Annotated in this window: 13 protein-coding genes; 8 read left to right on the top strand and 5 right to left on the bottom strand. The window is 43.9% G+C overall.

Annotated features, from left to right (window positions below; translation table 11 throughout):
* Positions 1 to 41: 41 nt before the first annotated feature.
* Positions 42 to 803 carry an SDR family NAD(P)-dependent oxidoreductase gene (locus GCHA_RS08000; protein WP_007986919.1) on the bottom strand — a complete coding sequence of 254 codons (762 nt, stop codon included), beginning with the start codon at positions 801 to 803 and terminating at the stop codon, positions 42 to 44.
* On the bottom strand, positions 800 to 1,210 hold the full coding sequence (locus tag GCHA_RS07995; protein WP_007986918.1) for a thiol-disulfide oxidoreductase DCC family protein: 411 nt from the start codon (positions 1,208 to 1,210) through the stop codon (positions 800 to 802). Before GCHA_RS07995 ends, GCHA_RS08000 begins: the two co-directional genes overlap by 4 nt.
* Before the next feature lie 133 nt (positions 1,211 to 1,343).
* Here GCHA_RS07995 and msrA point away from each other — a divergent pair, with 133 nt between their 5' ends.
* Positions 1,344 to 1,886, top strand: coding sequence for a peptide-methionine (S)-S-oxide reductase MsrA (gene msrA / locus GCHA_RS07990; protein WP_007986916.1), 543 nt, complete (start codon positions 1,344 to 1,346; stop codon positions 1,884 to 1,886).
* Here msrA and GCHA_RS07985 read toward each other — a convergent pair.
* Together GCHA_RS07985 and lacZ are read right to left on the bottom strand one after the other, a co-directional pair.
* Positions 1,883 to 3,055, bottom strand: coding sequence for an esterase-like activity of phytase family protein (locus GCHA_RS07985; protein WP_007986913.1), 1,173 nt, complete (start codon positions 3,053 to 3,055; stop codon positions 1,883 to 1,885). The two genes, msrA and GCHA_RS07985, sit on opposite strands and share 4 nt — an antisense overlap.
* Positions 3,056 to 3,194: 139 nt before the next feature.
* Positions 3,195 to 6,320, bottom strand: coding sequence for a beta-galactosidase, LacZ type (lacZ, locus tag GCHA_RS07980; RefSeq protein WP_007986911.1), 3,126 nt, complete (start codon positions 6,318 to 6,320; stop codon positions 3,195 to 3,197).
* A 270-nt stretch (positions 6,321 to 6,590) separates the two neighbouring features.
* Here lacZ and GCHA_RS07975 point away from each other — a divergent pair, with 270 nt between their 5' ends.
* From GCHA_RS07975 to GCHA_RS07955, 4 genes are all read left to right on the top strand, one after another.
* Positions 6,591 to 7,049 carry a nuclear transport factor 2 family protein gene (locus GCHA_RS07975; protein WP_007986909.1) on the top strand — a complete coding sequence of 153 codons (459 nt, stop codon included), beginning with the start codon at positions 6,591 to 6,593 and terminating at the stop codon, positions 7,047 to 7,049.
* A 115-nt stretch (positions 7,050 to 7,164) separates the two neighbouring features.
* Positions 7,165 to 7,713, top strand: coding sequence for a flavodoxin FldB (gene fldB, locus GCHA_RS07970; protein WP_007986908.1), 549 nt, complete (start codon positions 7,165 to 7,167; stop codon positions 7,711 to 7,713).
* The gene (locus tag GCHA_RS07965) at positions 7,710 to 8,510 is read left to right on the top strand and encodes a CLCA_X family protein (protein WP_007986907.1); all 801 of its coding nucleotides are present in this window, start codon (positions 7,710 to 7,712) and stop codon (positions 8,508 to 8,510) included. Before fldB ends, GCHA_RS07965 begins: the two co-directional genes overlap by 4 nt.
* 384 nt (positions 8,511 to 8,894) lie before the next feature.
* Positions 8,895 to 9,302: an ExbD/TolR family protein gene (locus GCHA_RS07955; protein ID WP_007986906.1), complete on the top strand. Its 408-nt coding sequence runs from the start codon at positions 8,895 to 8,897 to the stop codon at positions 9,300 to 9,302.
* Positions 9,303 to 9,402: 100 nt separating this feature from the next.
* Here GCHA_RS07955 and rraA read toward each other — a convergent pair whose 3' ends face one another.
* Positions 9,403 to 9,888, bottom strand: coding sequence for a ribonuclease E activity regulator RraA (gene rraA, locus GCHA_RS07950; RefSeq protein WP_006991623.1), 486 nt, complete (start codon positions 9,886 to 9,888; stop codon positions 9,403 to 9,405).
* A 201-nt stretch (positions 9,889 to 10,089) separates the two neighbouring features.
* Here rraA and GCHA_RS07945 point away from each other — a divergent pair, with 201 nt between their 5' ends.
* The 3 genes from GCHA_RS07945 (at position 10,090) to lptM (ending at position 12,037) form a co-directional block, all read left to right on the top strand.
* A complete protein-coding gene (locus tag GCHA_RS07945) occupies positions 10,090 to 10,599 on the top strand; it encodes a phosphatase PAP2 family protein (RefSeq protein WP_007986905.1) in 510 nt (169 codons plus the stop codon).
* Positions 10,600 to 10,626: 27 nt separating this feature from the next.
* Entirely contained in the window at positions 10,627 to 11,703 is a 1,077-nt protein-coding gene (locus GCHA_RS07940; protein WP_007986904.1) for an MJ1255/VC2487 family glycosyltransferase, read from the top strand.
* A 163-nt stretch (positions 11,704 to 11,866) separates the two neighbouring features.
* Positions 11,867 to 12,037 carry an LPS translocon maturation chaperone LptM gene (gene lptM, locus GCHA_RS23315; RefSeq protein ID WP_437123583.1) on the top strand — a complete coding sequence of 57 codons (171 nt, stop codon included), beginning with the start codon at positions 11,867 to 11,869 and terminating at the stop codon, positions 12,035 to 12,037.
* Position 12,038: the final 1 nt, after the last annotated feature.

The raw sequence follows: 12,038 nt of genomic DNA, 5'->3' as shown, positions 1-12,038 counted from the left end.
CTGACATGTACAAAATATTTACAAGTTGTAAATCCAGAGGATTACCATGGGATCTCTTTGCCGTTCCAATCTATAAAATACGGGCCTTTCTCGGCTTGAACCTTGTTTAAGTGCATAAGTAGGCGACTAACACTGAATTCACAGGTGAATAACTTCTCTGGTTTTACATTATTCTGAAAAGGCTTTGATAACGCTGTGTCAACAGTGCCTGGGTGGTAACACACCAAGCTCACATTTTTAGCTCGCCTTTGGTATTCAACCTGCGCGGTTTTAATCAGCATATTTAGCGCCGCTTTGCTCGCTCGATAACCGTACCAACCACCCAAACGGTTATCTTCGATACTGCCCACTCTGGCGCTAAAAAAACTGACATCAGAAGACAGCGGGCCTTGCACCAAAGGTAACAAATAGCGCAACCAAAGCGCAGGTATGACAGTATTGGTGTCAAAATACGCGCTGAGCATGTTTGCTGAAAGTTCTTCTAAGCGTTTCTCTGGGTGCAATTTAGCTCCGTCGGCACTGGAGCCATGCAATACCCCGCTACAACATACCACCCGTGTAAACTGCCCTGTATTTTCAAGCTCTTGGCAAAAGGATTTAACTAATGACTCTTTGCTATAATCGAGCTCTACGAGCTTGGCGCCTGATATAAAATGTGAAATATCCGCTGCTGGTTTTTGCTTAACGTGACGGGACACCCCAGTCACTGTTTTGTATTGACCTGTGGCCAGCAACTGCCTATACACTTCGCGACCTAACCCGCCTGACACTCCAATGACCAGCGCATTTCCCTTCATCGTCATACGTTACTACTCTTATCTTTCTCAGATTGTACAACGCACGTCGCACAACGTTTCTGTCCGGTTAGTAAATACGAAATGGTGTAGCGATTACGCGCAAAGAATGCGTAAAATCCATCAGCAAGCCAACGAATAACTGGCCAGCGTAACCAGCTATAGAGCCATCCTTTACCCACAGATTCCCAAGCGAGGTAAGTTGCATCTAACCCGGTAGCTAACTCGCCATTCTCTTTTTGCACGTGAATACGCGCATTAAGCGCATCCCAATTCAGGGCTGGGTATTGTTGGCTAAAATCTGTCATTTGAATATCAACAAACTGAATACACTGCTCAGTGTCATATGCCTTTAGCTTTTTCATTTCAGCCGCGCACAGAGGACAAAGACCATCATAAAAAATCTTTATTTTCATACCTACCTCTACAAGTAAGACCTTGCTTTGGGGTCTTTTACGCCTACAAAGAAAAAATAGTTTACTCATCAGCCTTGAACACACAGAACAATGTAACCACATTAAAGGTTTACCAATTTAAGTGAGACAAGTCATGGCAAATATTCAACAAGCGACTTTGGGCGGCGGCTGTTTTTGGTGTTTAGAATCAGCATTTAACACAGTAGATGGTGTCGAACTAGCGGTCAGTGCCTATGCCGGTGGCCAAACTCAAGATCCAACTTATGAATCTGTTTGTAGCGGTCAAACTGGTCACGCTGAAGTGGTTAGAGTCAATTTTGATGCAGACAAACTAAGCTATAGAGAAGTTTTAGAAATTTTCTTTGCGCTACATAACCCCACACAATTAAATCGACAAGGCAATGATGTAGGCACCCAGTATCGCAGTGCGATTTTCTATCATGATGAGCAACAAAAAGCAGCGGCTGAGGAAATAATACAAGAAATAAGCGACGAGGAAATCTGGCCAGATCCAGTAGTGACCGAAGTAACAGAACTAAACAACTACTTTCAAGCTGAGGATTATCACCAAGATTATTTTAGCAATAACCCTCAAAACCAATATTGCAATATGGTGGTCGCCCCGAAACTGGCTAAGTTTAAAAAGACATTCGCCAGCCGTTTGAAAAGCGTCTAGCGCTCGTCCCCCCCTAAGGTAAACCACGCGTCTTGAATCGGCAGATTAAAAAGCAAAGGCGCCATTTTTTCGAATTTGGCGCGATTTTGCTCACAGCTGATATTATTTAAGTACACTTTCTTCCAAGGGTCGTTCACCATCCACAAAGTGTCATCAATGATGGTTAACCCTTCAATCGAAGCGTTATCCATTGGCTCCCAGGCAGGGCATATATCATCTGGCTCATTCACTGCGGCATAAAAGCCGAGGTTAATAATCAGTGTTTCTTGTTGACCTGCAAGGTCCACCAGCCAGAGTTTTTCGTCGTTCCTTGCTGCTGCAAACAAGTATTCATGACCGTCACGTTCATATAATTCCAAGGCATTAATGGGATGATTACCGTGCTTAAAAGCCGGCAATTTCACTTTGCTATCCTCAACCACAATAAACCCATCGTGCAGCCAAGTATCTTGGTTGAGCGTGGTGGTAAAAATACGTGCTCTATCTTGTGCGTCTCTTTCTAGCGCAAAATACAATCGCCCGTCTTGGCTAAGGGCTAATCCTTCAATCCCGTCATTTGGATAATCCCCTAGATTAAACGAAGGTGAAAATTTTAAGGGCCGGGCATGGGTCATAAGAACAGAGTTGTCTTGTTGTACCTCTAGGCGAATAAGGACAAACGGGTAATCTACCGAGCCCGACTCACCATATTGCGTAACACAGCTTTCACTTAGCCCCTTAAAACTGCTGGCATCTTCTGTAATCGTCAAAAATACCCCGGGCTCATCAGGAACGGCTACCAACGCCTCTAAGTCAGGGTTACCTTGTATATAACCGGCAAAACAACTATCTTTTAGGCTCTCACTTAGCGACAGCATCATCTGCTCACCTGAGAGCTTAGCAGTATCCGGGGATATTACGTGCAGCTGCATGCGCTGGGAAACATCGGCGCTTCTATCACTTAACGAAACGAGTTTATCATTCCATACGGTTAAGCCTGATGTTTGCGGATCAATCATCACATCACCATTAGGTTCGGTGATCCACTGCCCTTTCAACATCATTGTCCCGTCAGCAATTTCGGTGTTTTTATCCAGTTCAACTGGCGCTACATCAGCCGCCTGCTGCACTTCCCCACAGCCCAATAGTGCCGTCGTAATCAGTCCCAACACCAAATATTTATGCTTCATGCATAGTCCAGCTCAATCATTTTTCTATGTTTTATAAGTAGATAAGCCGTCTTGGTCAATAGTTCATGGGATAAAAATTAAATATGTTATAAAAAACGCTATATATTCATAGCGTCACCAATGCCTGTCCGCTTACTCTTTACCCACGGCTTGGCTGCATCACAAATCCATAATGATAATCCCGCCAAGGTAAGGTGTACTGAAACAAAGGAGCTGTGCCCCAAGAATCTGTTCCTGCTACGCCACGCTGCTTGTAATCAATATTGATAAACACCCGGTCATGTTTGGTTAATTCATGCGGATGTAAGCCACGTTTTTCAAACTGGTCGTATTCGTGTACGTCATAACGCTGGGCGCCAAAGCCGATTTGGTTTAATCCCTTGAAGGTCAATCCCACTCCACTTGCATCATGGAAAGTCACCCAGCGCACATCGCTACGATAGCCATTTTCTTGAGGGCGAACGTAAGGAAACGCCAATTCATCTACTGACATTGCATAACGCCCAACAAATGCCGACGTTTTACGATCCCAATAGTTTTCGTGGGGGCCACGGCCAAACCATTGAACCTGATCAAACTGAGTAGGCATTTGCACCAGACTACCAATACGTGGCAAGGCACTGTGAAATTGATGAGGTGCTGCATAAAACCATATATCAAAGGTAACGCTGCCATCGCTATCCATTGTATAGCGACTCAAATATCGGCTTTGCACGTCCTTCAGGTAATGCTCTGTTGTTATTTCAAGCCCACAAATATCCTCATTGCTATCTTTGAGCGCCGCCCAGCTACACTTGGTCAGCTCAATATTCTGCCCTGCATACTGCCAATCTTTGGCTTTTTCAGGGAAGCCTTCCCCAAAGTCATTATCAGTAGGAGCACGCCAAAATTCAGGGCGAATAGGGTCAAGCAGCATTGCTTGGTTTTGTAAGTGATACTCGCTAATTAAACCCAATGCCAAATCAAAATGGATAGAAAAATCAGCCCCGCTATATATCAGTTGTGAATCCGACTCACTTATTTGCAACTGGTCGATTTTTTCAGCGGTATCTTGCGGTAAATCTACAGCACAAGATAAGTGCTCAAGGGGTATCTGACTGCGAGCAACAGTAAAACCTGCGGGCACCATGTCAGAGCTAGCTTTGCTTATAAAGGCAAAGTTGGCGAAATACTCAGCCGCAGGCAATGTATCTTGCTGAATAGGAAAGCTAACATCTGCCGTTGCTTGCGCCGGAATGTCCAAGGTATCAATAACTCCTTGCTGAACGACATGACCATTTTCTTCGATATGCCAATGCAGTGATACATCGGATAAATCAGTAAAGTATCGTTTGTTCGTGACCTTAATAGACTGCTTTTCAACATCAAACGCATCAACACACATATGTTGATAAACCGTCTGTACTTCGAACGCGTGAGGATTGGGCGTTCTATCCGCCGCCATTACCCCATTGGCACTGAAATTACCATCGTGATACATACCCGGCGTTTCCATATCTCCGCCGTAGCCCCAATATGGCGTGCCGTCTTTTGTGGTCAATGCAAAGGTTTGATCCACCCAGTCCCAAATAAAACCACCTTGCAGAAGCGGATATTTCTCGATCACTTGCCAATAATCAGCAAGATTCCCCATGGAATTGCCCATGGCGTGTTCGTATTCGCATAAAATGAGCGGGCGGGTTTCACCAAGTTGAGCATAGTGCTCAAGCACAGGGATAGGCGCATACATCTGACTATACATATCAGTATGGCGGCGTAACTGAGCCTGCTCTGACATGACTGGCATATTGGTTTTACTTTTCAACCAGTCGTACAAAGCCTCCATATTCGGCCCGTCGCCCGTCTCATTACCAATTGACCATATCACGACGCTGGGGTGGTTTTTATCTCGTTCATACATGTTAGAAACACGATCTAAGTAGGCGCCTTTCCAGTCAGGCATATTACCCATATGTCCTTTCGGGTCGTAAGCAATCGCTTGATTGGCAGCGCCAATACCATGAGATTCAATATTGGCTTCATCGACAATATACATACCGTATTCATCAGCCAATGCGTACCAATAAGGGTCATTTGGATAGTGCGAGGTACGCACTGCGTTGATATTAAACTGTTTGAGCAACTGCATATCTCGGCGCATAGATTCCCGACTGATGACATGCCCCGTTACCGGGTCATGATCATGGCGGTTTACCCCTTTGAATAATACGGGCTGGCCGTTAATTAACACGTTGCCATTTTTCAGTTCACTGCTACGAAATCCCACGCGCCAGTATATGTGCTGAATTGCCTGCTGCTTAGCAGTTACCACTGTCAGTTCAAGTTGATATAAGTAAGGCGTTTCAGCACTCCACTTAGCAACATGCTCAATTTTGCCAGCAAAATGTAATTCAGTAGAATACCCATTTAAGTCTATTACAGGCTCTACTTGCTCGAATACAACGGCCATTTCAGCGTCGAGCAAACGCGCGCGCACTTTACAGCCTTGCTCGCTATTTTCTTGTTCAGTCAAATGAGACTGAATACTAACGCTTAGTGCAAACTCACCATGCAGGTAATCGCTGTCTAGTGTTCCCAGCGCATGAAAATCTCGCACCCGTACTTTAGGTGTGCAATACAAATACACATCGCGCTCAATTCCAGACAATCGCCACATATCTTGTAGCTCAAGATAAGTGCCGTCAGACCAGCGATATACCTCCAGCGCAAGCACATTGTTTCCTGCGTTTACGTATTGAGTAATATCAAACTCAGCTGGTGTCTTAGAGTCTTGTGAATAGCCAACTTTATGACCATTCACCCATATATAAAATGCTGACTTAACTGCCCCTAGATAGATAAAAACTTGTTTATCCGTCCAATTATCAGGCAAGACAAAATCGCGGCGATATGACCCCACAGGGTTGTTGTCTGCCGGCACTTCACCAGCAATCGGATGGCTAGCAAAATCGACCGCCATATTAATATAGTTCGCCGCGCCATAGCCCAATAATTGCCAGTTACCCGGCACAGCAATTTTATTCCAATGGCGGGTATCAAAATCAGGCTTGAAAAAATCTTTCGGTCGCAAATGCGGGGCTTCTACCCAATGAAAGTCCCATTCCCCATTGAGATTAAAATAGTCTTGAGAATCAAACGGGGTATCCACATATTTCTGTGGATCATGAGAAAAACCATAAAATGAGACTCGCGCTGGCTCTTTGTTAATAGCGAAGACCTGAGGATTTTGCCAATCAGGTACAGTCGAAGATTCAGAAGATGTCATAGCAAGTGGCTCCAATATCGAGTAAGCAATAGTGATGAAAATAGACAAATAGGCTCAAACACCAGCTCCTCGTTTTATAAACAGCGACTGGCGTTCAAAACCCACATCTGAACACAGCTGGCAATGCCAAGCTACTTCAGTGTAAATAATATTAATATTACATATTAAAGTGCTGACTAACGAGTCAACAGACAAATTAAATCGTCTTGGTACATCGGGAAAACAATGAAATACTGGACAACATTCAAGTTCTTATTCTAAGGAACCAAAATGAACGTGAGTACACGCCAAAACATAACTCGGTTAATGTCAGCCGTTTTTCTAATAAGCTGTGTAACCCTCGCTGCTTCGCGCACCCATGCACAGCCAACGAATAATCTTGATCGCATTGCTAATTTTATGGCTGCGTACAATGAACATGACATCAATGGCATGTTGATAAATATGACCGAAGACGTGAAATGGCTTGGGGTAGCTAACAATCAGCTAATTGTTGAAACCGCAGATAAAAAACAGCTACAAAGTGCCATGCAAGCACATTTCAAAGCAAAGCCTAATGCTCGCTCCCGCATAAAAGACAGTATTGAATTGGGCAATACCGTAGCGGTAATAGAGGAGGCGTTTACTGAGCAACAGCAGAGCGAAACCTCGCAATGTGCGATGTCTATCTATCAACTCAGCGACGGCCTTATTAGTAGCATCACCTATTACGCGGCGGCAAAGTGTTAGTTACCTCACCCTGCTTAGCAACAAAAGTACAGGCACAAAGTGTCATCAAGCCTAGACCATTGCATAGCAAACAAGGACAATAGCGCTAACGTTTTAGCGGCAATATAAGGTACCCATGTCAGATTCGGCTTTTAAAATTGGTTTATTTTACGGTTCAACAACCTGTTACACCGAAATGGCTGCAGAGAAAATTCAAACTGCTTTTAATCGCTTGTTCGATGCTCACGTGGTGGATATGTTCAATATTAAAGATGTTCCTCTAAGTCAGGCTGAGCAATTCGATGTGCTCATTTTCGGGATTTCCACATGGGATTTTGGTGAGCTACAAGAAGATTGGGAGTCGTGCTGGCAAGATATCAGTGGTCTGAATCTAAAAGATAAAACCGTGGCTTTATTTGGCCTTGGAGATCAACTTGGCTACGCCCAGTGGTTCCAAGACGCCCTTGGTATGTTGCACGACGAACTGATTATTCTAGGCTGCAATATTATTGGTTATTGGCCCAATGAAGGTTATGAATTTACCGAATCAAAAGGGCTTACCCAAGATGGTTCTCACTTTGTGGGTTTATCACTGGATGACGAAAATCAGTACGATAAAACCGAGCAACGCATTGATACCTGGGCTGAACAATTGCTATTAGAATTGGATAACGACAACCAGTGATACCCAAAACGGGCCAATCACGGTTACATCGCCCTTATTATCGCAATGGTGATGAACATCGTGGTGGCGCGGATGTCAGTTTTCAGGATATCGTAAAAATTTTCGGATTTCGTACCGTTAATATAGGCAAATGGGTCACACCTGAAGAGCAGCAAATTGCAGCAAATCTATTTTTCGATGCCTTCTGTGATTTAATGGATATTCTGCAGGTCCCTGAATCGGTTATTTCGTTAAACGGTACCTTATCCTTAGCCTTCGGTACTGGCGGGCGCAAGCACAGTTGCGCGCACTATGAATCCCAAACAAAACGTCTTGCCCTGGCAAAAAATGCAGGAGGCGGCTCGTTAGCCCATGAATGGTTTCACGCATTTGATCATTATATTTGCGATAAACTTTTCGTTAACTGTGAGTCTCATCATTTTGCCTCCGAGCTATGGTTAGATGATTACGAGATGCATCCCCACCGGCTGAACAAAAAGCTTAGTCAGTGCTTCGAGGCTATTTTCCTATCCCCTGACAAGGAAGAACCAAACCAATACGTTTTAGCCAGCGCCTTGGTGGACAAAGAAATGAAACTGTATTATTTCGCTCGTCCTCAAGAGATGGCCGCAAGAGCGTTCGAAGCGATCATTCAGGATCAGCCCATACGCAACGCGTTTTTAGTGCAGGGTACCAAGAAAACGCCAGAAGCGATGTTAGGTGTTTACCCCAAAGATACGCATAGACGAACCGTTCAAGATCATTTTTTACGCTACTTTGTTCATCTTGGCCAAGCACTCGAGAGCAAAAGCAGCTAGTGCAGAATGCCGACCTTGAACAGGCGTTTAAAAAATGTACTGGGTTTGCAAAACATCTCGTTCTACGATACAAATAGTGCGCGTGCCGAAAAATGATCTGCGAGATCCTCAGCTTGATCTGAGTCACACTTATCTTCGTTTTGGTCGTAGGAATATGTCAATAAAGAGAGCAAACGATATGTTTGTTGCATGAATAGCCCATTCACATCTTTTGATTTGTCAGTTGATAAATCGGTAATTGGGCACTTTTTATACCCATCATGTGAAAAACAATACATTTTCGTTAATACAATTGCATAAATTTATGTAATTAGTGGATGCTCTCAACTAAAAGTGCCTTTATACTAGGCGAATTCAATTTCAACAATTTGGCGACAAGTACAGATGAAAAGAAAGAAGCACGGCTCTTCTGATGACGAAGCAGCAATTGATATGACCCCTATGTTGGACATCGTGTTCATCATGTTGATTTTCTTCATTGTTACCACCTCTTTCGTAAAAGAGAAAGGTCTAGATGTTTTGCGTCCAAAAGACTCAAATTCACCGCCGCCGAAAACGAATGTTAAATCTTTAGCGATCCGCGTTAACCAAGATGGCACTATCATGATGAACAGTCGTGAAGTGGATATCCGCCGTATCGTGGCGAACATTCAAAGCTTTTTAGCTGAGAACAACACAGACTCTGCTGCTGTTCAAGCTCACCCTAAAGCTAAGCACGGTGTAGTAACTGAAGTCATTAACCAAGCTAAAGAAGCTGGTATTACCAACGTTTCTGTTTTAGTAGGTAAGTAATTTTTAAATTACACTGCAAATGAATACGAAAAAGCCATCAAAATGATGGCTTTTTTTATATCTGAAATTTGTTCGTTCTGAAAATACTAACCTTTTAGATTTACTCTACATCTAAAGGTTCGGGTGACAGAATAATTCCCGTACGATCAGCATATACATGATCTTCTGGTAAAAAAGTCACACCACCAAAATTCACCGCCACATCTACCTCGCCAACACCTTGGTCGTCAGCACTGACGGGAATAGAAGCTATCGCATGAACGCCAACGTTGATTTCTTCAAGATCATCAACTTCACGCACACTGCCATAACAAATAATGCCTTCCCAGCCATTATCTAAAGCAATTTGAGCTGCGGCTGAATCAATTAGCGCTCTGCGCATAGAGCCGCCGCCATCGATGAGTAATACCTTACCTAACCCTGGCTTCTCTAGCGCTTTAAGAATCACACCCTTATCTTCGAAACACTTAATGGTGGTAATTTCACCGCCAAATGAAGCACGGCCACCAAAGCTAACAAACATGGGTTCTACCACATCAACACTGTCAGCAAATAAATCACATAATGCAGATGTATTATATTCCATTGCCAATCCCCTTCAGACGAATTATCACCAGTATACTGTTAGGTATTGGCAATGCCACTACTAATCAAGCTTTTGCGTTTTTTTAATTCACATTGCCGGGAAATTTATTTCATAAACTGTTCTTTAATCTGTCACCTAAGCTTCACACAGAAAAAATACCATCTTCACCATCGAACACATGCGAGTTGATGGAGTGTCACATTGAAAACACTTACTCAGACAGATACCCAGCTTTTTCACTGGCTTTTTGGGTTAACCGCGAAACGTGACTGCCGCTGGATAATTTGGATGTCACGTACAGGCGACGGGCACCTATATTTACTCCTTGGTTTATTGCTTTGGTTATTTGAGGCAGAGCATGGTGCGCTCTTCTTATACAGCGCATTGCTGGCATACAGCTTAGAACTGCCTGTGTATTTAATTTTGAAAAAGTTTTTACGCAGACAGCGACCGTGCGATCTGTTGCAAAACTTCAGTGCTCATATCACCCCATCCGACAAGTTTAGCTTGCCCTCAGGGCACACAGCAGCGGCATTTTTAATGGCCTCACTCATAGCTAGCTTCTATCCATCCATGCTGATTTTGGTTTATTGCTGGGCCAGCATTATCGGGCTATCTCGGGTGCTATTAGGTGTGCACTACCCTAGCGACATTATAGCGGGTGCGGCGCTGGGCCTAAGCATGTCTTATTTCAGCTTGTCTTTGCTATAACTTGTCCTAACTAAAGAGAACTCACCTTTGAAGATATTGTACGGTGTACAAGGCACCGGTAATGGGCACACTACCCGCGCCCGAGTCATGGCGAAAGCGTTTAATCAACGCAGCGATATTCAAGTCGATTATCTTTTTTCAGGCAGAGATAAAGACAAGTATTTCGATATGGAAGTCTTTGGTGATTTCGCTAGCTATCGCGGCTTAAGTTTCGAAACCAAAGGTGGCAAAATCAGTAAATCTGCTACTTTCAAATCAGCAAAGTTCAGCGAGTTGTATCGAGATATCAAACGCGTGCGCGCGAGCGACTACGACCTAATCATTAATGACTTCGAGCCAATTAGCGCCTGGGCGGCAAAACGCAATAACATTCCGTCTATTTCCATCAGCCATCAAGCGGCATTTGTACACCCCATTCCGCAACAACCCGGCACCTTGTTCGATAAATTCATTACACGATACTTTGCCCCCACAGACTTACATCTAGGTGTGCACTGGTATCACTTTGGCCACGCCATTATGCCGCCTTTCATCGAAGCGGATGACAGCCATTGCCCACCGTCGCGCACTTATTTGGTATATTTGCCCTTTGAAGAAGTAGACGATATCAATGCCCTGCTTGACCCATTCTCAGAGCATGATTTCATTTGCTTTCACCCTAAGATAGAGAAAGACGTTCAGGCAGGAAATATTCAATGGCGTCGACCATCAAAAGCCGACTTCGTTAATATTCTACAAAGCTGTTCTGGGGTAATTGCCAACGCGGGCTTTGAACTGGCAAGTGAATGTCTGCACTTTGGTAAAAAACTGTTGATAAAACCTCTGAGCGGCCAATACGAACAGTTGTCTAATGCCAAGACCCTAGTTCAACTTGGGTTAGCCCAAAGCATGCCAACACTGGACAGCGACACTGTCGAAGAATGGTTAATTAAACCTGCTATTGAACGTATTGCTTACCCACAAAACCCAGATATTCTGATCGATTGGCTAGTCAAACGAGATTGGAAAGCCGTTAACTCATTATGCGAGCAACTTTGGAGCAAAGTACGCTTTCCACAATCAGTGGTCACACAGTTAGACAAACTTCCCATTGCAAACCGCTAGCACTCACTTCAAAGCCACATTCACGCGTACTTTTAACCGAGTGTGGTTAAGTGCGTATTGGTGAAAATGAATATAGATTATAACGCTTAAAGCACAGCTAACACGTTGCATTTTACGCTAAGAGTGCCATCATACGCGGCTACAATATTAGTTGAGACCTGAGATGCAACGTAAAACGATTTTTTTGTTAGCACTAATAAGTGCACTTTCCCTGCTAACACTGCAGGGCTGTGGGCAAAAGAACCCCCTAACTTTGCCGGAAAAGCCCCAGCAAAACACAACATCTCAGACTTCTCCTAGCCCATCTCAAGAGACCCAAGAAGGTAAGCAGTAAT

The organism is Paraglaciecola chathamensis S18K6, from assembly GCA_000314955.1.
Lineage (GTDB): Bacteria > Pseudomonadota > Gammaproteobacteria > Enterobacterales > Alteromonadaceae > Paraglaciecola > Paraglaciecola chathamensis.
Note: the sequence above shows the minus strand (reverse complement) of the source record. Positions and strands in the feature narration are given on the sequence as shown.

Excerpts from the sequence above, each read along its gene's own strand:
- rraA (WP_006991623.1), bottom strand. The coding sequence starts at position 9,888 with ATGGAATATAATACATCTGCATTATGTGATTTATTTGCTGACAGTGTT.
- GCHA_RS07975 (WP_007986909.1), top strand. The coding sequence starts at position 6,591 with ATGAACGTGAGTACACGCCAAAACATAACTCGGTTAATGTCAGCCGTT.
- lptM (WP_437123583.1), top strand. The coding sequence starts at position 11,867 with ATGCAACGTAAAACGATTTTTTTGTTAGCACTAATAAGTGCACTTTCC.
- fldB (WP_007986908.1), top strand. The coding sequence starts at position 7,165 with ATGTCAGATTCGGCTTTTAAAATTGGTTTATTTTACGGTTCAACAACC.
- msrA (WP_007986916.1), top strand. The coding sequence starts at position 1,344 with ATGGCAAATATTCAACAAGCGACTTTGGGCGGCGGCTGTTTTTGGTGT.
- GCHA_RS08000 (WP_007986919.1), bottom strand. The coding sequence starts at position 803 with ATGACGATGAAGGGAAATGCGCTGGTCATTGGAGTGTCAGGCGGGTTA.
- lacZ (WP_007986911.1), bottom strand. The coding sequence starts at position 6,320 with ATGACATCTTCTGAATCTTCGACTGTACCTGATTGGCAAAATCCTCAG.
- GCHA_RS07995 (WP_007986918.1), bottom strand. The coding sequence starts at position 1,210 with ATGAAAATAAAGATTTTTTATGATGGTCTTTGTCCTCTGTGCGCGGCT.
- GCHA_RS07955 (WP_007986906.1), top strand. The coding sequence starts at position 8,895 with ATGAAAAGAAAGAAGCACGGCTCTTCTGATGACGAAGCAGCAATTGAT.
- GCHA_RS07985 (WP_007986913.1), bottom strand. The coding sequence starts at position 3,055 with ATGAAGCATAAATATTTGGTGTTGGGACTGATTACGACGGCACTATTG.